The organism is Methanobacterium sp. (assembly GCA_039666455.1).
Taxonomy (GTDB): domain Archaea; phylum Methanobacteriota; class Methanobacteria; order Methanobacteriales; family Methanobacteriaceae; genus Methanobacterium_D.
Genome location: JAVSLW010000016.1, coordinates 15215 through 39907, shown reverse-complemented (window position 1 = coordinate 39907; position 24693 = coordinate 15215). Strand labels below are relative to the sequence as shown.

At 33.1% G+C, this 24693-nt stretch carries 25 protein-coding genes; 9 read left to right on the top strand and 16 right to left on the bottom strand.

Translation table 11 applies throughout. The features are described from left to right. Positions 1-73 precede the first annotated feature (73 nt). The 8 genes from PQ963_05520 to PQ963_05485 all read right to left on the bottom strand — a co-directional run bounded on the left by PQ963_05520 (position 74) and on the right by PQ963_05485 (position 4952). Positions 74-673, bottom strand: a complete 600-nt coding sequence (locus PQ963_05520; GenBank protein MEN4029124.1) for a hypothetical protein — start codon at positions 671-673, stop codon at positions 74-76. Beyond that, positions 670-1005, bottom strand: coding sequence for a DNA-binding protein (locus tag PQ963_05515; GenBank protein ID MEN4029123.1), 336 nt, complete (start codon positions 1003-1005; stop codon positions 670-672). The genes PQ963_05520 and PQ963_05515 overlap by 4 nt, the downstream gene beginning before the upstream one ends. A gap of 33 nt (positions 1006-1038) precedes the next feature. Beyond that, positions 1039-1476 (bottom strand): 30S ribosomal protein S19e, encoded by a 438-nt coding sequence (locus tag PQ963_05510; GenBank protein MEN4029122.1) that lies wholly within the window; start codon positions 1474-1476, stop codon positions 1039-1041. 14 nt (positions 1477-1490) lie between these two features. Then, positions 1491-1745: a YhbY family RNA-binding protein gene (locus PQ963_05505; protein MEN4029121.1), complete on the bottom strand. Its 255-nt coding sequence runs from the start codon at positions 1743-1745 to the stop codon at positions 1491-1493. Next, complete coding sequence (locus PQ963_05500; GenBank protein MEN4029120.1) at positions 1714-2085, bottom strand: ribonuclease P protein component 4; 372 nt, start codon at positions 2083-2085, stop codon at positions 1714-1716. Before PQ963_05500 ends, PQ963_05505 begins: the two co-directional genes overlap by 32 nt. Positions 2086-2460: 375 nt before the next feature. Continuing rightward, positions 2461-3012, bottom strand: coding sequence for an adenylate kinase family protein (locus PQ963_05495; protein MEN4029119.1), 552 nt, complete (start codon positions 3010-3012; stop codon positions 2461-2463). A 1-nt stretch (position 3013) separates the two neighbouring features. Then, complete coding sequence (locus PQ963_05490; GenBank protein ID MEN4029118.1) at positions 3014-3793, bottom strand: sulfide-dependent adenosine diphosphate thiazole synthase; 780 nt, start codon at positions 3791-3793, stop codon at positions 3014-3016. A 64-nt stretch (positions 3794-3857) separates the two neighbouring features. Further along, positions 3858-4952, bottom strand: a complete 1095-nt coding sequence (locus PQ963_05485; GenBank protein MEN4029117.1) for a GTP-binding protein — start codon at positions 4950-4952, stop codon at positions 3858-3860. Between the two features lie 476 nt (positions 4953-5428). Between PQ963_05485 and PQ963_05480 the strand changes: the two genes are divergently transcribed. After that, positions 5429-5809: a CBS domain-containing protein gene (locus PQ963_05480; protein ID MEN4029116.1), complete on the top strand. Its 381-nt coding sequence runs from the start codon at positions 5429-5431 to the stop codon at positions 5807-5809. 34 nt (positions 5810-5843) lie between these two features. On the opposite strand, the gene PQ963_05475 is transcribed toward PQ963_05480, so the two are convergent. Further along, complete coding sequence (locus PQ963_05475; GenBank protein ID MEN4029115.1) at positions 5844-8237, bottom strand: STT3 domain-containing protein; 2394 nt, start codon at positions 8235-8237, stop codon at positions 5844-5846. Between the two features lie 262 nt (positions 8238-8499). Then, positions 8500-8682, bottom strand: coding sequence for a hypothetical protein (locus PQ963_05470; GenBank protein MEN4029114.1), 183 nt, complete (start codon positions 8680-8682; stop codon positions 8500-8502). Positions 8683-9323: 641 nt separating this feature from the next. Here PQ963_05470 and PQ963_05465 point away from each other — a divergent pair. The 3 genes from PQ963_05465 (at position 9324) to PQ963_05455 (ending at position 13400) form a co-directional block, all read left to right on the top strand. Continuing rightward, complete coding sequence (locus tag PQ963_05465; protein ID MEN4029113.1) at positions 9324-10445, top strand: NAD(P)/FAD-dependent oxidoreductase; 1122 nt, start codon at positions 9324-9326, stop codon at positions 10443-10445. A gap of 24 nt (positions 10446-10469) precedes the next feature. Then, entirely contained in the window at positions 10470-12086 is a 1617-nt protein-coding gene (ade, locus tag PQ963_05460; protein ID MEN4029112.1) for an adenine deaminase, read from the top strand. A 90-nt stretch (positions 12087-12176) separates the two neighbouring features. Continuing rightward, positions 12177-13400, top strand: a complete 1224-nt coding sequence (locus PQ963_05455; GenBank protein MEN4029111.1) for a histidine kinase dimerization/phosphoacceptor domain -containing protein — start codon at positions 12177-12179, stop codon at positions 13398-13400. On the opposite strand, the gene PQ963_05450 is transcribed toward PQ963_05455, so the two are convergent. After that, on the bottom strand, positions 13355-13963 hold the full coding sequence (locus PQ963_05450; protein MEN4029110.1) for a DUF447 family protein: 609 nt from the start codon (positions 13961-13963) through the stop codon (positions 13355-13357). The genes PQ963_05455 and PQ963_05450 overlap by 46 nt on opposite strands. 430 nt (positions 13964-14393) lie before the next feature. On the opposite strand from PQ963_05450, the gene PQ963_05445 reads away from it, so the two are divergent. Next, entirely contained in the window at positions 14394-14963 is a 570-nt protein-coding gene (locus PQ963_05445) for a GMP synthase subunit A (protein MEN4029109.1), read from the top strand. Positions 14964-15028: 65 nt separating this feature from the next. Here the strand turns inward: PQ963_05445 and PQ963_05440 are convergent, their stop codons facing one another. From PQ963_05440 to PQ963_05430, 3 genes are all read right to left on the bottom strand, one after another. Further along, the gene (locus PQ963_05440; GenBank protein MEN4029108.1) at positions 15029-16639 is read right to left on the bottom strand and encodes an NAD(P)/FAD-dependent oxidoreductase; all 1611 of its coding nucleotides are present in this window, start codon (positions 16637-16639) and stop codon (positions 15029-15031) included. 75 nt (positions 16640-16714) lie between these two features. Then, on the bottom strand, positions 16715-17146 hold the full coding sequence (locus tag PQ963_05435) for a GtrA family protein (protein MEN4029107.1): 432 nt from the start codon (positions 17144-17146) through the stop codon (positions 16715-16717). Positions 17147-17528: 382 nt separating this feature from the next. Beyond that, positions 17529-18923: a DUF2142 domain-containing protein gene (locus PQ963_05430; protein MEN4029106.1), complete on the bottom strand. Its 1395-nt coding sequence runs from the start codon at positions 18921-18923 to the stop codon at positions 17529-17531. 229 nt (positions 18924-19152) lie between these two features. Here PQ963_05430 and guaA point away from each other — a divergent pair, with 229 nt between their 5' ends. Beyond that, positions 19153-20079 (top strand): glutamine-hydrolyzing GMP synthase, encoded by a 927-nt coding sequence (gene guaA / locus PQ963_05425; GenBank protein MEN4029105.1) that lies wholly within the window; start codon positions 19153-19155, stop codon positions 20077-20079. Between the two features lie 54 nt (positions 20080-20133). Here guaA and PQ963_05420 read toward each other — a convergent pair whose 3' ends face one another. Continuing rightward, positions 20134-20700 (bottom strand): GNAT family protein, encoded by a 567-nt coding sequence (locus PQ963_05420; protein MEN4029104.1) that lies wholly within the window; start codon positions 20698-20700, stop codon positions 20134-20136. A 144-nt stretch (positions 20701-20844) separates the two neighbouring features. Here PQ963_05420 and PQ963_05415 point away from each other — a divergent pair, with 144 nt between their 5' ends. Next, positions 20845-22014 carry an Nre family DNA repair protein gene (locus PQ963_05415; GenBank protein MEN4029103.1) on the top strand — a complete coding sequence of 390 codons (1170 nt, stop codon included), beginning with the start codon at positions 20845-20847 and terminating at the stop codon, positions 22012-22014. Between the two features lie 14 nt (positions 22015-22028). On the opposite strand, the gene PQ963_05410 is transcribed toward PQ963_05415, so the two are convergent. Further along, entirely contained in the window at positions 22029-22742 is a 714-nt protein-coding gene (locus PQ963_05410; GenBank protein MEN4029102.1) for an MBL fold metallo-hydrolase, read from the bottom strand. Positions 22743-22846: 104 nt separating this feature from the next. On the opposite strand from PQ963_05410, the gene PQ963_05405 reads away from it, so the two are divergent. Continuing rightward, positions 22847-23818, top strand: coding sequence for a DegT/DnrJ/EryC1/StrS family aminotransferase (locus tag PQ963_05405; GenBank protein ID MEN4029101.1), 972 nt, complete (start codon positions 22847-22849; stop codon positions 23816-23818). A gap of 183 nt (positions 23819-24001) precedes the next feature. After that, on the top strand, positions 24002-24676 hold the full coding sequence (locus PQ963_05400; GenBank protein ID MEN4029100.1) for a metal-dependent transcriptional regulator: 675 nt from the start codon (positions 24002-24004) through the stop codon (positions 24674-24676). The last annotated feature ends 17 nt before the right edge of the window (positions 24677-24693 follow it).

Here is a 24693-nt window from a genome sequence, read left to right as displayed (position 1 = left end):
TGCTTCTTCTCCAGTGTCTTCTGGCCTTCGGATGGCTCATTACTTTCCTACTGGTTTTTTCACCACGTTAGTTTTAATCACTCAAATTTTTCCAGCCCACCACTTGCGATTGTACATGGCCTGGAAATAGAGCATCAGATGCATTTTTTCCTTCAGTCCTCTTTATAAGATACCTGATCTCAATCTCATAATCTGAGTTATTTTCCATGTTTGTCTGCTCTTTTTTAACTTCAAAAAGATTTTCAGATAAGTTATTTATGGTTTTATGTCCAAATCCACGAAGAGTAATGTATTCAACGTTTCTTCGCGCTTCAATGCTGCTTATTTCACTTTCTTCAAGCTTGGGAATCCTATCATCCCTCCTTGTTCCATCTGCAACCACATCATAATGACAGGCAGCAATATCCACCGCTTCTTTATGGATATAATTAATTCCATTGTTGGGAAATCCATCATCAAGAATTATCCTAACTGCTTCTTCAACAATTTTTGTATCGGCCTTTAAAATATGGTGTTTAAAGCCGAGGGATGATGCAGATTTCGCTGCAGGTTTAAATGAATCAAAAACTCCAAAGTTTAAGGTTACAAGTTCAACATCGTAACCCAGTTTTTGAAGGATCACCGCCATAAGAGAACTATCCTTTCCCCCACTGTAGAGAACACATGTTTTCATTTTCTTGTTATTTTCATCTCTCTTCTTTGGCCTGCGAGATTTTTAAGAAGTTGTTTCAACTGATCATCAGTTATTTTTGATTTAACCCGGCCCATCTGGGCAAGTTGAATAAGTTGAAGTTCAATCTGCTCAACCATTTCTGGTCGGGTCAATCTGAGGTTTGCAAGTCTACCTCTGGCTTCAGGAGTTAGTATCTGCATCATAGCCTGTCTTTTTTGAGCTTCTAATTGCTTTTGAGCCTGTTCCTGTTCCTGTGATGCTGCTTGCTGTGCTGCGACCTGCTGCTGTAGCTCTTGCATTCTTTTTCGTCTTAATTCTTCAATATCGCTCAAAATTCAACCCCCATGATGTTTGATCTAAATATTTTAATAGTTAGCAAGTTCTGGAACTTCTTTTTTAGCAATATTTGATGCTTTATCAAGGAAAGATTTACCTTCAGGAGTTACAATTCTTCCCTCTTTAATTTTTACAATGTACCCTGCATCTTCAAGTTGATGGAGTGCTGTTCTTATTATTGAACCGCTTCCTTTACGAAATTTCTCAGGGCTGGAACCATTATCCTTTTTTCCACCGTAGTATGATCTTAAACTGTTCAATCCAACAGGACCGTTAATGTACACCCTTCTTAAGATGGATGCGCATCTTGTGTACCACCAGTTCATATCTTCTGGTCTTCTTTCCTTGTGGACTCCTGTTTTAACGAATTTTGCCCATTCAGGCGGGTTTATTTTCTTATTTTCAATTAATTCTTTTGCAACATTACCTATCAGCAAATCTGCAGGTACATCATAAACTGTAGTCATATTAATCCTCCTGATTACTTCTTTTTAAATATAACAGCGACATTTCCTCTTAAATCAATGAGTTTAGAGTTAGATTTTTCAATTACGGTATTTATATAATTTTGTTTTTCTGAAGATATATTTTTTGCAAATTTTAATTTTATTACTTCATGAGCTTTAAGCTGTCTTTTTATTTCATCTATAACGTTTTCATTTATTCCAGACTTTCCAATATTTATGGTGATTGCCTGAAGTGATCTATTCATTAATTCCTTTTTTGGTGATGTAATATTCAATAGTTTTCCTCCTTTTCTCTTTCCTTTCCTTTGTATAGGGAATGTTCACTACATTTCCACAGTTAAGACATTTTATAGCAACGCATGAATCCCTTAACCTGATCTGGCAGTTACTCCCAGGTTTCAGGAATTTATTACAGTTTTTACAGAATCTCCTCTTCCAGATTCGGGGCATTCTTATATTATATTTGGTGGCGATATTTCTTGCCATTTCCACATAGCGATCTGACCTTTCAGGGTGTTTTTCGAAGGATTCTTCTGCAAGTTTAAAGAGAACATCAATCCTCTCTCTTGCTATCTTTAACATCCATTTTGGCCTTCTTCCCCTTCTCAAAGTTTACCCTCTAATACGTCATTGGCACTATACCCTCAAAAATCTTTTGATTTTGAAAGCAAAAAAGCCTCCGGAAATTTTTGAAATCTAAGATTTTCAAATGCCGTGCGAAATTTTGCTTTTGACATACAAATCCAGGATTCGTATGCCCTGTTTTCAGAGTTTCGTAAGTTAAAATATAGAAATGGATCTTAAGTTTTTATCTGGGGTTTGAACACCGAATCAAATTAATACAGTAATTTTACAGTTGAATCAGTCCTTACAATAAACCTCAATATAATGTGAACCTTAAGAATAATATTATAGTTTATTTCTTATTTATATTAAAAGCTTTTCCCTTTGATGTCTTGCAAAGAGTAAAATAATCAGTAATATTTAAACATTATTAAAATTGGTTAAATATTCAAGATAATCCACATTACCAATAGGAAACTCCTTATTACCATTTACAGCATCAATTATCAAATCAGAAACTTTTTGGGGAGAAATATCACTTGTATCTATTTCACGAGCTTTTTTGCCATGAATTTCATAGGCTTCATATGAACAAACACCAACAACTTCAGCTTCAATATTTTCATTTATCTTGGCCTCCCCCCATTTCTTAACCTCCATACGGTCCCTTAAAACATAGGGATTAGCTCTTAAAACAATAACTATGTCTGAATTTTCATAAAAATGGGAAAGGTGCCCTTCAATAATAATATAACCTGATTTATCAATTTTTCGGGTTATATTGTCCAGTTCATTAAAGAGCAGATCCAGATCCACTATTTTGTATCCTTTTTCTTCATCGATACCTGTGTAAAGGTGTTTTTCATCAACCAGTTCATTGATACATATTAAACATGCGTTTAATTTTTTTTTAAGTATCCTTGAAACGGTTGTTTTTCCAACACCCGGCGTTCCAGTAATTAGAATTATCATCTTATTTTAATTTTTCAATTAATATTTGAGCTATTTTTTCACCAGATAACAGCATTCCGCCGAATATTGGGCCCATTCGTGGAGATCCATAAACAGCGTTTGCAGCCATTCCTGCAACATATAGACCAGGATATACCTCTTTAGTATTATCTATAAGAGCTTTTTCTCCAACTTCAGCCCACATCGGTTTTTCACCAAGGATTTTTCCAGTTTCTGTATTTAATTTTGGCCCTACTTTCCTTTGTACAACCTTTACAACTTCACAGTCGTGTCCAGTGGTATCAATAACGGCCTTTGTTCTTATGGTTAATGGATCAACATGCAATCCCCCTATCTCAACTGCGCTCCAGTTTAAAACAAGTCCACTGATATCTCCGCCTTCCTGAACCATTACATCCTCAATACTCATGAGGTTGAATACTTTAAGCCCTGCCTGAGTAGCTTTAGAACACAATGTTGAAACAGACTCTACAGAATCAGCTATGTAATAATCTTCTTCGTATCTCTGGGTTCTTATTCCAAATTCGTCGAGAATTCTTCTGCTTTCTTCTTGGACGACTATTTTGTTGAACATCATACCGCCGCCCCACATACCGCCGCCGATGCTTAATTTTCTTTCAAATAAAGCTACTTTAAGACCTGCTTTAGCAAGGTAGTAACCAGCTGTAAGTCCAGCAGGACCTCCTCCACCTATTGCCACATCAATATCAGTATAATCAATAAAATCTTCCATAAAACTTTGAATTATTGCTTTTGATATCACTACATCATCAAGTTTCATTTTTTCACCACTTTATTTTTTCTAATTATTTTTTATTTTATTTTTTTAATTAATATCACTATTGTTACTTTTTAATTATTATTCTTAAAACATCACTGTCGTTTAATACATGATCAAGCCCTACTTTCTGTCCTTCAAACTTTACGGATGTCCCCCAAATCTTTGCATGCCTGAAATTTCTTACAAAATCACGGTGAAGTCTATTTGCAACATCCTTAACTGTAGATCCTTTTCTAACAATAAGAGGTTCTTCATAATCGGCTTTTTTACCCTGAGGTTTAAGATAAACACGTATAAGCGCTAATTTATCAAATATTTTCCTTTTAAGTTCCTCAACATTGATCTGCTTATTTGCAGATATAAGTATTGCCTCCTGCATCCGGGATTGAATCTCTTTTAGATACCCTGCATCAGCTAAATCTATCTTATTTATAACCTTTAAAGTTGGAATATACTTACAACTTACATCTAAACTATCAATAAATTGATCAACGGTCACATCATCCCTTATAAGGACATCAGCACTGTGTATTCCATATTCATTCAACACAGAGCGGATTGTTTTTTCATCGATATTCGTTAGTTCAAGGGTAGAAGATATGTTAAGCCCTCCAAGCTTTTTTTGTTTTACCGTGACATCAGGACGTTCTTCATTGGGCCTGATACCTATATTTCTAAGTTCTTCCACAATAATATCAACATGCTGTAAATTGAATACATCAAGAACAATTAAAATCAGGTCAGCATTTCTTGCAACTGATAAAATTTCTCTTCCTCTTCCTTTCCCTTTAGAAGCACCTGTAATTATCCCTGGAATATCAAATATCTGAATTTTTGCACCTTCATACTCCATAATTCCTGGAATTATTTCAAGAGTTGTAAATTCATATTCTCCAATCTTTGATTCTGCACTGGTGAGGTCGTTTAAAAGCGTTGATTTTCCAACTGAAGGAAACCCCACCAGTACAACTGTGGAATCCCCACTTTTTTTAACGTGAAAACCCTTTCCTTTAGTTCCTTTACTGCTTCTTTGAAGGGATTCTTCTTTTAGCTTTGATAATTTAGCTTTAAGTTTACCTATATGGTGTGAAGTGGCTTTATTATAGGGTGTTTTTTTAATTTCGTCTTCAATTTGCTTAATTCTATCTTCAAGAGCCATAATCATCACATAAAAATTAGTTTAAATTTAAAATTTGTTAATTATTGTTAATTGATTAAATTTAATATATTTAACTCCTTATACTTCTTTAAAATGCTGGTAGTTTTACTTTAAATTAAAATAAGGAGTTATTTTAATGATAATGCACATGGATAATAATATTCCATAAAGTTACACTTCTTACAATTCCTTAATTGATAAGAACATGTCTATTGAATTTATTTCATTAAAATCCGGAGAAATATATTTCAGTTATTTAATTGTCATTTTCCATTAATTCCGCTGCATTAGGTCTAAAGGCTTTTGCACCAGACCATAATTTAATATAAATATTATTAATTTTTTATCCTTAAAAATGTTTTCAGTTAATTTGCAAATGAAATTCTACAAAATAGAAAGGAATAATTATTAGTTTGCACTTATTAATATTTGTAAAATTATGCCTTAAAATTTCAAGACAAAAAAAGGGTGATTTAATGGAAGTTAAAGAAATTATGGTGGAAGAGGTTGAAACTATAGGTGAAAAAGAAAATTTAGAAATCGCTTTAAAAAAAACAGTGAAGGAAGGTGAATGTGGAAGCTTAATAGTAGAAAAGGATGGGGAAGTTGTTGGAATAATCACTACATGGGACATTTTAGCGGCAATAGGCGAGAATGACGATCTAAAAAACGTTGAAGTCCAGGATGCTATGGAAACCCACCTTGTAACAGTTCATACTGATACTTCTGTAGAACAAGCAGCCAGAGAAATGGTGGAACACGGTATCTGGAGATTACCTGTGGAAGAAGCTGGACAAATTGTAGGAATTGTCAGTGCTACAGATATTTTATTAGATAGATCACGAAAAATAATGTAAAAAAATAATATTAGATTCCTACCGGAATCTATCTCTAAGTCACGTTCCAGACAGTTACCCCTGGCTGTTCATAGGCAATTTTAAATTTACTTAGTCCTGCGCCTCTAAAGATGAACAAACGAGTGAACATTGAATCTTCAAGTTCTCTGTTCATTACAATTGCCAGACCAGAGTTATTTTCAACCATCAAAAATATGCTGATGGGACTATTCTTTGAAACTATTTCATTTTTAACTACCTGATTATTTAAGACTACTGTAAGCTTGTGTGGTGCTATAACCTGTGTTTGAGTACCCTGAGTATATTTAAGTCCTGCAGTTATATTATTATCAGTTATTTCAGCCACCACACCATTTTGAGCTGTGATTACTGTTGATCCGTTAATGTTTTGTGTTGTTGCCTGTGCTGGGGAGTAAATATAATGCTGTCCAGTGTTATTCTGGAAATTCCAACCACCAAAGTAGGACCACCACGGTGCTTTACCCAGCATATCGCTGCTTGTGATAAATACATGAGGATTAGGATTATCTGGATGTGTGTATTTAAGAACGTTTTGAGCCTGATCAGGAGTGAATTTGTACTCATTGATTAATATTGTCTGTGCATTCTGCTTGTTAACTGGTAAAATCTTATCCAGAATTTCCACGCTCTTTCCAGTATTTTTTGTATAGTTTTCAAGAGTAAGAATTCCCTGGTCCCCACCTGTCGTTAGCATTCTAAGTATTCCTGCAGAAAGATCCTCATTACTGGTTAAAAGTGCCTTTCCAACCCAGTATGCACGCGGCGTATTTTGAGAAGCCCCATCAAATGTTATTGGCCTTTCAGCTACTGCTGCAAACAGGTGCCCGAAATCCCACCAGGAAGTTATAGCCGTATCTGGAGTTGTGTTGTTTTTGATATACTCCAAAGAGCTGTACATGGAATCATCTGTCCCTGGAACCACATTATTTGAAATCTGGTATGCTCCATATAGCGATGGGCCTGAAAATACTGCAATTATGACTAACATTACCACTGCACAGTATTTAGCATTTTTAACATATTTTGAAATGTTAGGAACTATTAAACCTATGAAAAGACCTGCAGCTAATCCCATTGGAATTGAAAATCCTTGAATAAATCTTGAACCCTTTGTAACAGTGTATGCAGTCAATAAAATCCATACACTGAACAAAACTATGTAGAGGAGATAAATCTTCCGCTTTTCCATTACCACAGGGTCTATTATCTTTTTCGCTGGTTCCTTGACTTTTTCTTCAACCTTAGATTTATTCCTTTTTTGTCTCCTTCTTGGTTTGGTTTTCCGTTTTAGAGCTTTATTTTTATTATTGACTTCACTTTTAATCAGATCAGGTTTAAATTTCCAGATTAATAAAGGAACACATAAAATACCAAGAATAAATGCTCCTGTTCCTGTATTATTAATAACAGCATGAATTGTAGGTATCTGCAACTCTGAAATAGAAACCATTACATTTGGATAGGAAGTTCCCTGAACCGCTGATTGAATACCTGTAAATCCAAATGCACTGATCAGTGCAGTAAAGAATCCTGAAACACCTAAATTAAACATGATCAGAATTGAGCTTGCAATGATGAAAACTAATAGTGTAAAAAGCGCATTTTGATCCTTAAACCATGCAATTTTATCAGGATAATCTTTAAATGGCCTGATTGTTTTCATTTTAAAGAGGTAGTTTGATACCAGTAAATATAATATGCCTACACCAGTAACGATGTAGAACATGTACCACCATCCTTCCCATGCCATTGAAAATAGGAACATGGAAACAGCTGCAAGTATCACAAAAATGGATCTGTTTTTGAGGCTATCTGCACGTATGCTCTCAATAAAGAACCATGCAACCAGAATTGGCATGATTACATTGAACATATCTGTATCAAAAAATCCTGCAAATGAGTGTGTAAAATAAGCAGGTGCTGTTGCCACCAAAAGCGCTGCTGCTATTCCTCCGTAGTCGTTTGTAAGTCTGCTTATAAATAAATATGCTGGAATAACACACAGTGATGCTATAAATGGTGCGGTCCAGTAAGCAACTGCTGTTAAAGGAACCGTAGTAAATAAATTCAGGAATTTATAGATGAATGCTGTTATATATGCGATTAAAGGAGGATATTCTGCTGATCTGCCCTCAGGATAATAGGAAAGATTGTCCCATTGAGTGCCGTTAATTATTGCATCCCCTAAATGGCCGTTTTCCAGGTAATCCTGGGTCATCCTGTAGTTATAATAGGAATCCATTTCGCTATAATACGGCTGTCCATTTTGATCCTGGTAAAAGGGCTTTAAATCATCAGGTATGTTTGATAAATGTACTGCATCTGCCCTAAGTAAAAATACTACCGAGAATAATAATATTATGATTATTAGAGGTTTAGATTTGGATAGGAATTGATCTACATTCATATTGCATCTCCTGATTTTTTAGTTACAGTTGACCATTTTTTAGTAAATTTATTTTAGAAGTATTTAAAGTTTATAAAAATAATTATCTACGAAAAATAAAATAATAAATTATTTATAAAAATACATACAATAATGGAAGGAATAAAAATAAGTCATATTTATTCCCTTATTTAATCAAATGATAGCTAAATAAATTACTAAAAGAGGCTGTCCCATAACCAGATATTTGTAAGCCGAAGACAGCCTCAAAGGGAATTGATAGTTAAGATTTTAACGCTGCAAGACGTGAATTCATGGTTTTACAGTAGGGGCATTCAGGTGACACTTCAAGAACCATCTGTTCCTGTCCTTCCATATCTTCAATTTTTGTTGAAATATCCTGAGGTATATCATATTCCTTCCCACAACTATCACATCTAATAATCCATATACTTTTTTTCACCATAGAGTAACGCTCCTATGAAATAGACACATGGTGCCTGATCGATTAATATGGTGATTCCTATTAATATTACTTTCTATAGGTTTTTGGAGATAAATACTAAACTCTATAGTTTAACATTCATTTTTACATATTATCCCAATACTATCTATAGTATGCTATAATCACTAAACAACATATATAAGAATACTTATAATATTAAGTTATACTTTTGGCTCTGTAGAATGCTTTTAGATTGTGATAGATAAGCGTTTAGCTACCTGTATACTTAAAATGCCGGAACCTGGATTAAACCAGATTCCATGAGCATTTTTTGGAGGAAATGGTAGCTACTTAATGTCTATTTTTATACCTTTTGAAAAATATGGTTTTAAGGTGATACATTTGAGCTGAGGATGACTTAAAACCATACTTTACTAACTTTCCATTTTTCAGTCAGGCCTAAATCATGGAAAGTTAGGTATACCTAAATCTTTCATAGTATATAAATTTTGCTATTTTATCAAGATCAATATGTAAAACATCTGTTAATGGAATTATTTCCCAAATAGATATAGCATCATCCAGATTTATTTAAAATACTTTTTTTAAATGTCTTTTAAGATTAATTAAAAATTTATAATATTACAAACAAAGTTAATAGCATGAAAAAAGTACAGATTTCAGGTGCAGGTCCTGCTGGACTGTCTTCAGGTATAAATCTTGCTAAAGCAGGTTATGAAGTAGACGTCTTTGAAAAAAGCAGTGAAGTGGGCTCAAGATTCCATGGAGATTTTCAGGGACTTGAAAACTGGTCTGATAAGGAAGACGTACTTGAATTATTTAAAGAAATGAATATTGGCATTAATTTTAAATATAATCCATTTAAAGAACTTAAAATTGTAAATAAATCTAAAATTTGGGATTTTAAATGCAAGAGACCCGCATTTTATCTTGTAAGAAGAGGATCAAAAGAAAAAACTTTAGATAAAGCATTAAAAAGTCAAGCTATGGATTTAGGAGTAAATATTCATTTTAAAGAAACAATTCCTGAAAGTGAAGCAGATATAGTTGCAACTGGTCCAGTAAAAAGTGAAATATGTGCTGCTGCAAAAGGTATTACTTTTGAAACTTCATCCCCAAACCTTGCTGTGGGTCTTGTTAACAACAGCGCTGCAATAAATGGTTATTCATATCTTTTAATTGCTGATGGGCAGGGATGTATGACTACTGTTTTGTTCCATGATTTTAAAAATGCAAATTCCTATTTTAAGGTTGAAGAAATGCGCAGCATTTCTGAACCACAAAATTTTAGAAAAAATTTTGAGGAAACAAAAAAGATTTTCAATGATAAATTTAATCTGGATTTAAAAGAAGTTAGAAATATGGGAGGTATAGGTTCTTTCTCTACCCAAAACATTTTTAGAAAAGGTAAAAGCTTATATGTGGGTGAAGCTGCAGGGCTACAGGACTTTTTGTGGGGATTTGGCATTAAAAGTGCTGTGACGTCAGGATATCTGGCTGCAAAAAGCATAATTAATAGTGAAAATTATGAAAAATCTGCAGAAAATTATTTTAAGGGAAAAATAAGGGCCAGTTTAGTAAACCGCTATTTATGGGAAAGATTCAGCTTTATGGATTACTCATTCATAGTAAACAGGATTCATGGGGCCGATGATTCTTTGAAATTCCTTAATTACTTTTACAATACTAATTTTATTCATAAGATGATTTATCCATTTGCTAGAGGATATTTGCAGAGAAAGTATAAATATTTAAGGTTATAATATTTTTTAGTTTGTGAGGTTTACATGGTCAAAGGCAATATAGTCAATGTATTTACTGGAGAGATCTATCCAGCAGAAGTGATAATAAAGAGTAATCTGGTAGAATGCGTGAAGCCAGTTAAGGGTAAATTCAAAGAGTATATTTTACCTGGATTTATCGATGCTCACATACACATAGAAAGTTCAATGCTCACGCCTTCAAGGTTTGCTGAAGCTGTGGTGCCCCATGGAACAACTTCTGTTGTATCAGACCCTCATGAAATAGCAAATGTCATGGGTATTGAAGGGATAAATTACATGATTAATGATGCAGAGGGTGTTCCTCTGCGTTTCTTTTTTACAGCCCCTTCCTGTGTCCCTGCAACTCCATTTGAAACTTCTGGAGCAGTTATAAATGTTCAAGAAATTAATAAACTCCTTGAAAGAGATGAAATGGTTGCACTTGGAGAAATGATGAATTTTCCAGGGGTTTTAAAGGGTGATCCAGAAGTTATAGCCAAAATTGAAGCTGCTAAAAAGCATAAAAAACCTGTAGATGGACATGCACCACTTTTAAGTGGAGGAGACCTCTGTAAATATATTGCAGCAGGAATTTCAACGGACCATGAATGCACAGTTCCAGAAGAGGCTTCAGAAAAAAGAAAACTTGGAATGAAGATAATGCTTAGACAGGGCTCATCTTCGAAGAACTTAAGGGATTTAATAGGTGCAGGTGGAGATTTCATTGTATCTGACGATAAACATCCTGAAGACCTCCTGAAAGGTCATGTTAACTTAATGCTTAAAGAAGCCGTAGAATCTGGTCTTGATCCGGTTGAAGCGATTAAAATGGTCACTTTAAATCCTGCATCCCACTATAACCTGAATAATGGCCTAATCGCGCCTGGAAAAGATGCTGACATGGTTATTGTGGATAATCTGGAAAATTTCAATGTAAAAGAAGTGATTATTGGTGGAAAATCAGTAGCAAGAAATGGAAAAGCTTTATTTTCTGCAAGACCACTTACACTTAAAAGCAAGTTTAAAATAGATTATAAAAAACCAGAAGATTTTGAAATTAAATCCCCTAATAAAGAAGAAAAAGTAAGAGTAATCGACGTAATAGATGGGCAATTACTAACCGAAGAATCTGAAGCAACACTAAAGGTTACTGGAGGTAATATACAACCAGATATAAAAGAGGATGTGCTTAAAATAACAGTTCTTGAAAGATATGGACATAATAGAATTACCAATGCATTTATTCGAGGATTTGGTCTTAAAGAAGGTGCAATAGTATCAAGTGTTGCTCATGACTCCCACAATATAATTGCAGTTGGGGCAAACAGCAATGATATGGCTAATACTGTTAACAAAGTCATTGAAAACAAAGGTGGTCTTGCTGTTTCATCAAAGGGTAATGAACATTCATTAAAGCTTCCAATAGGAGGCCTTATGAGTACAGAAAATGCTGAAGAAGTTGCTTTAAAACTTAAAGCGTTGCACAGCATCCTGGTTGATCAAGGGTGTAAACTTGCTTCCCCTTTCATGTCAATGTCTTTTCTGGCCCTTTTAGTGATTCCAAAGCTTAAAATAAGTGATATGGGCCTATTTGATGTTGAAAAGTTTGAATTTGTGGATATAATAAAAAAATTTAAGTAATATAAAAGAATAATATGATCATCCGGTTGAAATAATTCTTTTAGACTCTCTTTTTTAATTTAAAACATAAATATATTTATGGAGGGCATGATGGAAAATAAACAAATCAATGTTCTTGTTATAGAAGATAACCTTGCAGACACGGCTTTAATAAGAGAAATGTTAAAAGAATCACAAAATACAAGATTTAAGCTTTACAATGCACGAAAACTGCAAGAAGGCTTGGAAATTATTAATGAAAATTCAATTCAAGTACTTTTACTTGATCTAAACTTACCAGATAGTAAAGGAATTGAAACGTTCTATAAAGCCAGCGAATCAGTTTCAGAAATACCAATTATAATATTAAGTGGTTTCGATGATGAAGATACTGCAATTAAAGCAGTGAAAGGAGAAGCTCAGGATTATTTAATTAAGGGAAATGTTGAAAGCAGTCTATTAGTCCGATCTATTTGTTATGCAATTGAGCGTAAGGCAAATGAAATAGAGTTATTAAAATATAGCGATCACCTGGAAGAACTGGTAGAACAGAGAACTCTGGAATTAAAAAATTCTAATATTCAGCTTAAAAAAGAAATTGAAGAACGTAAAAATGCTGAAGAAGAAATTAGAACTTCTCTTCTTGAAAAAAAGGTACTTCTTGAAGAAATTCACAAAAGGGTGGAAAATAACCTGGAGACGATTTCCAATTTAATGGGACTGGAATGCTCCAATGCCGTAGATAAAGAACCTGTTGAAATTTATCAGGAAAGTCAAAATAGAGTTAAAGCGATAGCATTAATTCATGAACAACTTTCTCGATCTGAAGATTTTGGAATAGTAGATTTTTCTAAATACGCTCAAGACATTGTAGATTACCTGTTCAATATTTATGCTGTTGATCCTGATCAAATAGAAGTTAGCATAAGTGCAAATGGTATTTTGCTGGATATAGATACTGCAGTTCCCTGTGGTCTTATTATTAATGAACTTGTGACCAATTCCATAAAACATGCTTTTCCAATGACATTAAACAGTTTAGGAGAAAATGAACCTTCTTTTAAGGATTTAATTGAAAAAAATGGAAAATATATGTATGATTATCCAGAAAAGGCCTGTAAAATAGATATAAACCTCTCTTTAAATCAAAATATTTATATCTTAGAAGTAAAAGATAATGGTATAGGGTTACCTGGTGATTTTGACATTATTTATCCTAAAACAACTGGAATGCAGATGGTAAATGCACTTGTAAGACAGCTTGATGGTCTTATTGATCTGGAAAATGATCATGGAGCCGAATTTAAAATCTCTTTTAGAGAATTCAATATTTGAACCATTGCTTTTTTATGCTCTAAACTCCCAGTACGGCTTACTACTTTTGACATTTCGTTAATTCGCTCTAAATAATTAGCAGCTGTTTTATCATCAACCATTTTTATTCTGCTTAAATATACCAGAGATTCTATTACTGCATAAATTGCTCTATTTAAAGGTTCTACATTTTTATTTTTAATAATAATTTCTTCTACATCTGCAGTTATTATATTCAGCTTAGATTTACCCATATCATCATTTTTTTGGACTTCTCTAACATTGGTTACTGCTGCAGTGAAGAATGCATCAGTATTTTTTATATAGAAATCATTTTCATGCATTTTAAAATAATCAGGTGAGAGTTCTCCCAGTGTGCTTTCTGTAAAAATCACCGGATCCTTTAAAATATTAACAATGAAACGTCCATTGGATTTAATATTATGAAGTGTATGGGTTCCTTCAAAAAGATAGAGCACAATTTGAGATTCATTCTTACATAATACGCCTATTGGGGCAGCATTAGGAGTTCCATTAGTATTTTTAGTGGTTATAATGGTCTCATAAAGTAATCCTCTTTCCATTTTGATACCTGTTAGATCTTGCATTAAATTCCTTCTTGATTAAATGAAAAAATTAGTTTTTAAATCCATCAGGGCTCAATTTAAGGCGAACTTACATATTAAATCAGTGTCTATCCCTGCTTTTCAGTAATATGTATATAACATAAGCTATAACCAGAATGATAATTATTGGAAGCAGCCAGATGAATAGATGGAACACAATCACTGCAAGTATAATAGCTATGATTATATATAGTATGTCTTTAATATCCATATATTTAATAAATATTTTAATATATTTATACCTTTCTAAATGAGGGTTTTAAATTTTTTAGGTCAAATAATTCCTTATTCAAAAAATTGATGGGTGTATCCAGCACCCTCAGCCTAAAAAACCCCGGTTTCTACTCAAGTAATCTACTAAAAATAAACGTTAATCAGGAGATATGTAATGAAAATATTAGTTGTAAATAATCACGGGCAGTATACTCACAGAATTCAGAGAACTTTACATTATTTGAAGATTCCCTCCATGATAATTCCCAATTCAACAGCTCTTGAAAAAATAAATGAAAAAGAACCTGCAGGAATTATACTGAGTGGCGGTCCATCACTTGAAAGGGCAGGGAATTGCTTTAAATATGTAAAAGAGTTAGATTTACCTATTTTAGGGATATGTCTGGGCCATCAAATAATTGCACAGGCTTACGGAGGAGAAGTTGGTGCTGCAGGTATTGAAAGCTATGCAAAAATTGAAATAAACATAAAAGACGAGGAGGACATATTTAAGGGCCTGGGAGATTCCATGAAGGTCTGGGCATCTCACAAAGATGAGGTGAAAAAGTTACCAGAAGGTTTTAAAATACTTGCAGATTCACCAATATGTGCTATTGAAGCTATAAAACATGAAAAAAAGCCTTTATATGGTATTCAGTTCCATCCTGAAGTTTATCACACTGAAAAGGGTCCCAAGCTTTTAGAAAACTTTTATAATGTATGTAAAGAATATCTTCTTAAGTGACCCCATACCACAACATCCATCATCATTTGAAACCTATTAAAAAGCTGAATAATCTGCTTTTAAAATTATTTTTCCTCGTGATATTCTTCTTCAGCATTAATGGACCAGATATTTTCCTTAGAATTCACGTTATTAATAATATTTCCAACTGCAGTCATTGCAGTAAGCATTGAATGGTCCATATTGTTATATCGATGCATTCCATTTCTGCCAATTAAAAATAGGTTTTCAAATTTATCTGTAAATTCTCTAATTGCGTCAAAGTTTTCGTACGTCCCAAAATAGGCAGGATATGTCTTTTGAACCCTTATAACAACGTTGTCCAGAACATCTTCTCTATTTATAATATCGATTTTTGCAAGTTCATCAATTGCAAAACTGGCAAAATCATCATCAGGAGTGTTCCATAATTCATCTCCTTCATTACAGAAATATTCAAGTCCAATCCACACTTTACTATCGTCATTTACAAGATAAGGACTCCAATTATTGAATATTTGTAGTCTGCCGAGTTTAACATCTCTTTCCTGTATGTAAATCCAGTTATCAGGGACTATATCATTAACAGTCTTTTGCCTGGTTTCATTTTTTATTTTAAGTTCGTTTAAAAGCAGTCCAACTGTAATAAAGTCGCGATACATTAATCCATCTGCAATTTTTTGAATGTCCGCTGGAACGTTATCCATGGAATTAATCAAGTCTTTTACAGGCATTGTTGAGAAGAAATAATCCCCTTCTACAGGTTTAATCTCACCTGTGGAATGATCCTTTATTTTAATCTTTGTTACATTTTCTTCATCATGCTCAATTCCCACAGCTTCCTGCTTAAAAAATATTTTTCCCCCATTTGAGCTGATTATATTTGCAACTTCTTCCCATAATTGCCCTGGACCAAATTTAGGGTACATAAATTGTTCAATGAGACTTGTTTCCACTTTTTTCTGCTCCAGTGATGAATCCCTTGAAAATTTGCTTTTAATTGCATGGGAAATAACTTTTTTTATGGATAATCCTTTCACTCTTTGAGAACCAAATTCCGGGTTAATTTTATTGCAGTCTATTCCCCACACTTTTTCAGTGTAATCTTTAAAGAAGGTTAAATAGAGTTCACGTCCAAATCTATTTATAAAAAAGTCTTCCAGAGATTTTTCATCTTTAATAGGAAACAGTGAAATCTTAGCATAACTTGCACCAATTTTAATGGTTCGCCATAGGCCTAAATTAGAAAAAGTATTGAAATTAAGGGAAATAGGATAATCAAAAAACTTTCTAAGGAAAAATATGCGTGAAAGACGCCCACGATTAAGCATTACCTGGTCATCTTTTTCAGGGTCAGGAGCATTAATTTTTTCAGTCTCTTTCTGGCCTATTTCTCTTTTAAGACATTCTGTTTTAAGTGGTATTTCTCTTCCAAGTGCTGTGTCATCCTTTGCAGGTGCGCCCTGAAGAGGCATGATGTTTTGCCACCATTCCATAACTTTATCATTTTTTGAAAAGAACCTGTGACCACCTATATCAATTCTGTTACCTTTATATTTAACAGTTTTAGAAATTCCGCCTATTTCATCACTCATTTCATAAATTATTGGTTTAATATCAGTTTTATCAAGTAATTCGTAGGCTGCGGTCAATCCTGCAGGTCCTGCTCCAATAATAATTGCTGTTTTCTGGCTCATGGTAATATTCTCCGGTGAAAAATTGAGTAAGTTGTATAATCAGTTTTTATTATTATTCCACTATTTATCTATTTTCTATCTAAATAAAGTAATTTTTCTTGCAGAGAAATTCCAGAATAAGATTAAAGCTGCTGCAATGATTTTAGAGAGAAGGTAAAAAAGCCCAGCATACTCTGTAAATACATAGATAATGAGCACATTTAAAAAAATCCCTATTACTCCAATGAAAGCGAAAATTGTAAATTCTGACAATTTGTTGTCTAAAGTACGTTTATTAAAAACCCAGCTTATACTTAAAGCATAATTAGCAATTAATCCCAAAATAAACGCTATTGCAGCAGAAATAAGGTAAAAAACGCCGAAAATATCAGTAAATATAAATAAAGAAGAAAAGTCTACAATGAAAGCTACTCCACCAACGAAAATATAACGGAAAAATTGAATATGGGTCCTATCAGTCTGATTTTTGATTAATTTGTCTATGGTATTTTTTTTTGTATCCGCCATAATAATCACTATTAATAAAATAATTTTAATTATTCCTATTAATTTAAAGTTATAAATTTATTTTTATGAAAATGGATTTAATATATTATAATATAATCTTAGACTATTTATTTTAATAGTTTTAGTTTTTAGGTGGTTATGGCATATAAAACTTTTCAGTAGCTAAAAATAAGGGTAATAAATTATTGAATGTTTATTATAATAACTTTACAGCACCCAAACTTTTAATAACATTAAAACTAATCTCCATAAAATCTGGAAATGTTGGTGATTTTTTGTTAATCTCGGATGAAGTCCATTAACTCTATTTGGATGTTTAATAATGCCTTATAATTGAAATCAGTTGATTGAGCTTAGCTTAAAAATGATATTTGACTCCTAATTAAACACAATAACTTGTAACGAAAATCAAAATGGTTATCAGAAGATAAATTACTGTATAAGTAATTATTATTGAATTAAAGTTATTTTGAATTTCTAAAAAGATTTTATTTTTATAATTATCAAAATTTCTTATTTTAAACAATAACAGAAATAGCAAGGGGAGAATCGGGATGAAATACCTTCCCTGAATACCATCTATTATATTTTGACCTACAACAGTCCATGAAATATACACAAATGCACACACAAGTAAAAAAATTATTGTAAAAATTGCAAATGAGATTAATTTTTGTTTTTTACTCACTAAAACTATGCTTTTATCAATTAAAGCTACAGGAATCATTGAAAGAACATATACACCAATCCACCACATTGGTAAAGGAATGTCCAGCCAGAAATTTCCTACAAATAAAAGCTGGTAAGAAAACCCACGATGAAAAAATGTATTTAATAGTACATAGGGAAATCTTAAAGGATCTCCTAAAATATATGCAATCTGACCTGAAATAGATACCTGAGGCACAATAGGAACATAGAGGTCTTTAACAAGCATATTCCAGCCCCCGCTAATCAGAATTATGGTAAAAAATAAAAATGCTGCCACATAAAACATTTTTTTTCTACCCCCAAATTTCTCAGAAGGTATGAGAAATATCAATAATAAAAGCAGAAAATATATCTGTTTTGATAATGAGAGCAGTAAAATGAGTATAAACAAAATATAAATATCTTTTATATTAATTCTCTTTTTATTATCATCGAAAGCATATTTAAAGAAAATTGCAACTATAATGAAAGATAAACCCAGTATCAAGCTATCTGCTGAAAGTGAAGCTGCTTCAAAAAGAGTGATTGGAATTAATGCAATCATAAAAAGAACCCATTTATGCACTGGAATTATCTTAATTGCAAGATAGGTTAAAAAAACCCATACCAATAGATTAGCCAGCCTTCCAAGGTATATTAAAATCAGTGGAGATAAATTAAGCAGCTTTCCGGGTGCCATGGCAAATGCAGGGACTATGTAAGGAACAGGAGAATATGTAATGACGGCAATCCTGGAAATATCTTCAAAAACTCTATTCTGGCTGTTAAATTGTATGTTCAAAAGAGAAGTCAGGTTTATCTTGTTATCTCTATCTTTTATAAATGAAAACCATTCACTGGATATTTCAGAAGCAGTTAAATGAACGCTCTCAGGAATATAAACCCCTGACATATTGCCAACCTTCTCAGGAAGTATATGTCCTTCACTTACGTATAATACCCTGTAAAAATGTTCATATTCGTCAGGAACCTGGAGTGCAGGAGTTACAATAAGAAAACAAAGCCCGTATACTAAACCTATAATAAGAAATGCGGTCTCTGGCTTAATTTCTCTGAATTTGCTCATCATCGACATGGGATTTGAATTATGTCATTTAATATAAAAATACTTTCTTTTTTAGATGTTGTAAAGTTACGGGGTGTTGAAAAATCAGATATTTTTTTATAAACTCTAATAGCTTTACAGTCCCGGGCTAAACGCAGCTAAAAATTAATACTAAAAGATTATAAACATCAAAAATTATACTCTCCTAAAGAATAATTTTTATCATTCATAACTTAATTAAGGTGAAAACATGCTTGATCCAGCTGATTTTATAAGAGAATCAATTACAAAAATTAAAGAAGAAATAGGGAATGAAAAAGCAGTGATTGCACTTTCTGGTGGTGTTGATAGCTCTGTTGCATCTGTATTAGTTTCTGAAGCTATTGGCGATAATCTTATAGCAGTATTTGTTGATCACGGGCTTCTTCGTGAAGGGGAAGCAGAATATGTGCAGAAAACCTTTGAAAAACGTTTAAATTTTGATTGCATTGATGCTAAAGAAGAATTTTTAAAGGCGCTTGAAGGAGTGGAAGACCCTGAAGAGAAGCGTAAGATAATAGGCAAAGTTTTTATAAGGGTATTTGAAAGAGAAGCTGAAAAAATAGGCGCTAAATTTTTAGTTCAGGGGACAATAGCTCCTGACTGGATAGAAAGTGAGGGTAAAATTAAATCTCATCACAATGTTGCATTACCTCATGGATTAGTTTTAAAGCTTGTAGAGCCCATAAGAGAACTTTATAAAGATGAAGTCAGGGTTTTAGGTTCAAAACTTGAGCTTCCTGATGAAATAGTTAACAGGCAGCCTTTTCCTGGCCCAGGGCTTGCTGTTCGGATTGTTGGGACACTAACTCCTGAAAAAATAGAAATCTGTAGAAAAGCTAACGCCATAGTAGAGGAAGAAGTTAAAAAAGAAGGGCTTGATAAAACTCTCTGGCAATATTTCGCAGTTTTAACCGACACAAAGGTTACAGGAGTTAAGGGAGATATAAGAGATTTTGGATATCTTGTTGTTTTACGAATGGTGGAATCATGGGACGCTATGACTGCTCATGTGCCCGAACTTCCATGGGAAATGATAAGAACAATTTCAGCAAGGATTACAGCTGAAGTGCCTGAAGTAACCCATGTATCACTTTCAGTTAGTGATAAACCACCAAGTACAATTGAATTTGCTTAAAAAGAATTTTTTTTGAAGTGCAGCTTCTGTAGTTTTTCTCGTATTTCCTGAAATCTATTTATTTTTAATCCATTCCCTTTTTAATAATGAATAAATATTTTCATCCCGGTATTTCATGTTCCAGTATCCGTATTCCCTGAGCATTCCCTCTTTTTTAAATCCGAGTTTTTCAAGCACTTTAATGGATCGCCATGCTTCTGGAACTGTGAAGGCTTCTATACGGTTTAAATTCATGGTTTTAAATCCATATTTGAGTATTTCTTTAACTGCCTCTGTAGCATATCCATTTCCCCAGTGTTCCTGACCCAGTTCGTATCCAATTTCTCCCCTTGAACTTTTTTTTACCCAGTTATTATAACCACATGTTCCAATGACTTTATTGCCTTTTTTAGTTATAATTACCCACCGTATACCTTCTTTTTTCTTATACAAACTGTTTAATATCCTTATTAAGCTTAAAGCATGTTCGATATTTTTAAAAGTGTTTATATTCAGATATTTTGTTACTTCAGGATCTGACCAGTATTTAAACAGTACTGAAGCGTCTTTTAATGATATTTTACGTAGAAAAAGCCTTTTTGTTTGAATTTCTGGGAAAAAATCATTTTCAGATTTCTTCATTTAAACTCCTCACTATTTAAGAATTTCTTTTACAGTTTTCTCCATTTCAAGCCTTTTTCAATCACCATAACAGAGAATTGTTTTTATGATTAGTGCCTCCACATACAATTAGTTTTTTATCCATGTATATGAAAATATATTAACATGATTAAAGGTAAAAGAGCTTACCTTAAAAAGATCACTTCTAATCTTAATGTTAAATCTGTAGATGTGGGAAAAGAGCTTGATGGAACTACGCCGCCTTCAGTTTTTATTGGAAGCTGGAATTACCCTAAAGTGTATGCTGGACCGATGATTGCGCCATTACAGGGTGATATATCAATTATGGACCGGCCTGAATCGTGGATTCCAGGTCAAACAACACAGGAAGAGATTATAGGCTACAGATTGAGTCTTGTGAGGGGAAAACAAACAGTAGGCATACAGGACTTTGATAATTCTTTTGTTGAAAAACTTCAAGAAATTTCTCTTTCATCAAAATCAATTGAAAGCGAGGCTGAATTTGGAAGTCGTCCACGGGGACTTTCATTCAGTGATGAAACAGCTCCTCATGGCCCCAGTGCTTTAATTGAAAAATTTGACATAGAAAGTGTTAAATGGGACCATCAACTGGAAAAAGTTTATTATGACACTGATTTTAAGGCTGCAGAAGCAGTTTTAGATTTACATAGCAATGAATTACCATTTTCAAATATACAGAAGGCTTTTTCTGTTGGAACAATGGGAATCGGTAAAAACAGGAGATTGGTACCTACCAGATGGTCAATTACAGCCTGTGACACCATAATAGCTGATAACTTACTTAAAGAAGTCAGAGGTTATGATATACTGGATACTTATCGTGTTCATGAATTCCAGAGTCTAAATAACTACTATGCAGTGCTATTACTTCCAACAGAATGGCAATATGAATGGATTGAAGCATTTTTACATGTTTTAGGTCGTGAAGAACTGATATTTGCTGATCATGAGCTAAACGGTGGAAAAAAGGAATATTCTCGTGTTGGTGGGTGTTATTACACCTGTAAAATGGCTGTTCTTGAGACACTGGCACGTGAAAAGAAACAGGCTGGCGTAATAGTACTTAGAGAAGCTTATAATGGCTATGTGCCTCTTGGTGTTTTTAATGTCCGGGAAAATGTTAGAAACGCAATGAACGAAATTCCACGGGAATTTGAAGATATGAAAACAGCTTTAAATTATATTGAATCTAAATTAGAGCTTCCTATGGAGAGATTCAAAGAGACAAGTACTCTTCTTCAGGAATTGATTAGATCAAGACAAACAACACTTGATGGTTTTTTTAAGGCTTAAAATAAAACTTTAGATTATAATTCATAAATTCCACCAATTTCAAGTGGTAAAACCTTAACATCTGATTTTTCCTCAACTAATTTTTTAAATTCTTCAGGATCTGCATCTTTCATGTGCATTGGGATTACAAATCTGGGTTTAATGGCTAAAACAGCATCAACAGCTTCCCCCATGTCCATAGTAAAAGTTCCACCAATTGGAATTAAAGCCACATCAATATCTTCAAAATCATTCATTTCAGGTATAAAATCAGTACCTCCGGCGTGATAAATGGTTTTATCTTCCACTTTGATTAAATAGCCAATTCCTTCTCCTTTCTTATGGAATTTTTTGGTGGAGTGTCCTTCTGGAGTATTGTAAGCATCAACAACTTTAATTTTTATATCTTCAAAATTTATTTCTTCACCCGATTTTACAACTTTAAATTTTCCTTTTAATTCTTTTTTACAAATTTCAGGAGCTAAAATAACTGTTTTATCATTTTTAAGTCTTTTTACTGTAACATGCTTGCAATGATCCTTATGATGATGGGTAATTAAAATTAAATCTGCTTTTTCAAGGTCTTTTTCAGGTAATCCGTCGATTTCATCAGGCCATGTTGAAAATTCAATTTTTTCAGGATAATCTTTAAAATATGTTTTTAAATAAGCAGGATCAATATAAATAACTCTATTTTCTGTTTTTATGTAGAACCATGATGGGGGAAACCATTTTATAGATATTAACATCTTTATGTCTCCTTTCGATAAGTTTACATATGTTTTAATATGAATAAATTAATAATTTAAATAAATATATCTTTGCACTGATTTTTAGTTATGGGATGATATAATTGGAATTGAAATTTAAAAAACAATCAAAAGAATCAATATATGCAATGCGTGAGGCAGTAATGCAAACAGACTTAAAAAATAAGCAGAATTATATAAAATCAGCAGAAAATGAAATCTGTGCTTTAACTGGACATAAACATGCAAAAGTGGTAAGCAGTGGTAATGCAGCCATTCTAACAGTTATGAGTACTTTCAAAGGCAGAATTTTAATTCCAGATCAGGGAGGCTGGACAGGATTTAAAGATGCTGCTGAAATTTTCGGTCTTGAGACTGTAGAAATACCTACAGAGCTTGGTATAATTAATACTGATATTTTAGATGAATTTATTCATAAACACTCTCCAGAAGCTTTGTTTGTCACAAGTTTTGCCGGATATATTGCAGAGCAACCAGTTAAAGATTTATTTAAAGTATGCGATAATAATGGTGTAACTTTAGTGGAAGATGCTTCTGGAGGAATCGGGGACAAAGAAAAACGACTTGCAAATGGAAATCATGCCCCCATTATTTTAGCTTCAACTGGTTCTCCTAAAACTGTCAATGTTGGAAGCGGAGGTTTCATTTCTACAGATGATAATGAAATTTTTAAAAAATCAAAGTTCATATTAAGGTCTTTAAAGGCAGATCATGTTATTTGTGCAGGTATACGTGAGGAAATCAAAAATGCACCTGATTACTTAGAAAAAACCGTGAATTCATGTTTATTTATAAAAAAAAAGCTTAAATCGATAGTTTATCCTGATAAAAGAAGTATTACAGTAGCTTTAGAGGCTGATGATCCCAAAAAAACAGGCTATTTACTCAGGCAAAAATTAAAAGCTGATGGAAGAAATATAATAACTGTTTGCCCACTGTACGAGCGAGTAATGATCCCTGCTTTATGTCTTGAGATTAAGAATCTTGATGTAGAGTGTCTGGAAAATAGCACTTTAAAAGGAATTATTCGGATTGTTAAAGATGTAATTGGTTAAAATCCGTGCTCTCAAAATCATAGGCACAAAAATTTTTAAAGTTTAGTTTTCCATACCTTCTGATTTTGTCTATCTGAATTTTTGAAGACTGAATAGAAAAGTTTATATACCCAAAAAGATTTAAGTATACCTAACTATGAATTTAGGCTTACCTAAAAATTGATAATATCTGGAGGTTAGAAAATGGAAATAAATGAAAGAGAAGCAGAGATACTGAAAAAAATGTATGAACACTTCGAACAAAAAAAACAGGTGTACTTAAAAGCTGAAACAGCGGATAAACCTCTGTTTAAATCTCTTAAAAAACTTAATTTAATTGATTGTCATCAAAATAAAGTTTTCCTAACCAGGCTTGGTTTGGAAGAATCCAAAAAAATAATACGAAGACACAGGCTGGCTGAAAAACTGGTCTATGACGCTTTAGGAGTAACTGGAAATGAAATGGAAACTGCAGCCCACAATCTGGAGCTCATTATGGAAGGAAATACTGAAGAATGTGTATGTAGCCTCCTTAATCACCCTAAAAAGTGTCCTCATGGCAAACAAATACCTGCATGTAGCTGTAACAAAGAAAGCCAATGTAACTGCAGTGTGAAAAACTGCAGCGTGAAAATAAAAGAAATCATTGAAAAATCGGTTTTACCACTTACACATTTAAAAGAAGGCGAATCAGGTAGAATTGTCTATATCAATTCAGAGGTTAAAGATTTGCATGAAAGAATCCCCATTCACATTTTACCGGGTAAAAAAATCACCATAATCCGGGCAAGTGAATCTCCCTTATTCATGATGGATGAAAGCAGAGTCACCCTGAACAGGAAAATAGCTGAAAGCATATTTGTTGGAAGTTTTGAGTGAGGTGTTATCATGTAATT

Excerpts from the sequence above, each read along its gene's own strand:
- PQ963_05510 (MEN4029122.1), bottom strand. The coding sequence starts at position 1,476 with ATGACTACAGTTTATGATGTACCTGCAGATTTGCTGATAGGTAATGTT.
- PQ963_05470 (MEN4029114.1), bottom strand. The coding sequence starts at position 8,682 with ATGGTGAAAAAAAGTATATGGATTATTAGATGTGATAGTTGTGGGAAG.
- PQ963_05465 (MEN4029113.1), top strand. The coding sequence starts at position 9,324 with ATGAAAAAAGTACAGATTTCAGGTGCAGGTCCTGCTGGACTGTCTTCA.
- PQ963_05480 (MEN4029116.1), top strand. The coding sequence starts at position 5,429 with ATGGAAGTTAAAGAAATTATGGTGGAAGAGGTTGAAACTATAGGTGAA.
- PQ963_05400 (MEN4029100.1), top strand. The coding sequence starts at position 24,002 with ATGGAAATAAATGAAAGAGAAGCAGAGATACTGAAAAAAATGTATGAA.
- PQ963_05455 (MEN4029111.1), top strand. The coding sequence starts at position 12,177 with ATGGAAAATAAACAAATCAATGTTCTTGTTATAGAAGATAACCTTGCA.
- PQ963_05440 (MEN4029108.1), bottom strand. The coding sequence starts at position 16,639 with ATGAGCCAGAAAACAGCAATTATTATTGGAGCAGGACCTGCAGGATTG.
- PQ963_05490 (MEN4029118.1), bottom strand. The coding sequence starts at position 3,793 with ATGAAACTTGATGATGTAGTGATATCAAAAGCAATAATTCAAAGTTTT.
- PQ963_05415 (MEN4029103.1), top strand. The coding sequence starts at position 20,845 with ATGATTAAAGGTAAAAGAGCTTACCTTAAAAAGATCACTTCTAATCTT.
- PQ963_05495 (MEN4029119.1), bottom strand. The coding sequence starts at position 3,012 with ATGATAATTCTAATTACTGGAACGCCGGGTGTTGGAAAAACAACCGTT.
- PQ963_05430 (MEN4029106.1), bottom strand. The coding sequence starts at position 18,923 with ATGAGCAAATTCAGAGAAATTAAGCCAGAGACCGCATTTCTTATTATA.
- PQ963_05445 (MEN4029109.1), top strand. The coding sequence starts at position 14,394 with ATGAAAATATTAGTTGTAAATAATCACGGGCAGTATACTCACAGAATT.
- PQ963_05435 (MEN4029107.1), bottom strand. The coding sequence starts at position 17,146 with ATGGCGGATACAAAAAAAAATACCATAGACAAATTAATCAAAAATCAG.
- PQ963_05410 (MEN4029102.1), bottom strand. The coding sequence starts at position 22,742 with ATGTTAATATCTATAAAATGGTTTCCCCCATCATGGTTCTACATAAAA.
- PQ963_05485 (MEN4029117.1), bottom strand. The coding sequence starts at position 4,952 with ATGGCTCTTGAAGATAGAATTAAGCAAATTGAAGACGAAATTAAAAAA.
- PQ963_05450 (MEN4029110.1), bottom strand. The coding sequence starts at position 13,963 with ATGGAAAGAGGATTACTTTATGAGACCATTATAACCACTAAAAATACT.
- guaA (MEN4029105.1), top strand. The coding sequence starts at position 19,153 with ATGCTTGATCCAGCTGATTTTATAAGAGAATCAATTACAAAAATTAAA.
- PQ963_05475 (MEN4029115.1), bottom strand. The coding sequence starts at position 8,237 with ATGAATGTAGATCAATTCCTATCCAAATCTAAACCTCTAATAATCATA.
- PQ963_05520 (MEN4029124.1), bottom strand. The coding sequence starts at position 673 with ATGAAAACATGTGTTCTCTACAGTGGGGGAAAGGATAGTTCTCTTATG.
- PQ963_05420 (MEN4029104.1), bottom strand. The coding sequence starts at position 20,700 with ATGAAGAAATCTGAAAATGATTTTTTCCCAGAAATTCAAACAAAAAGG.
- ade (MEN4029112.1), top strand. The coding sequence starts at position 10,470 with ATGGTCAAAGGCAATATAGTCAATGTATTTACTGGAGAGATCTATCCA.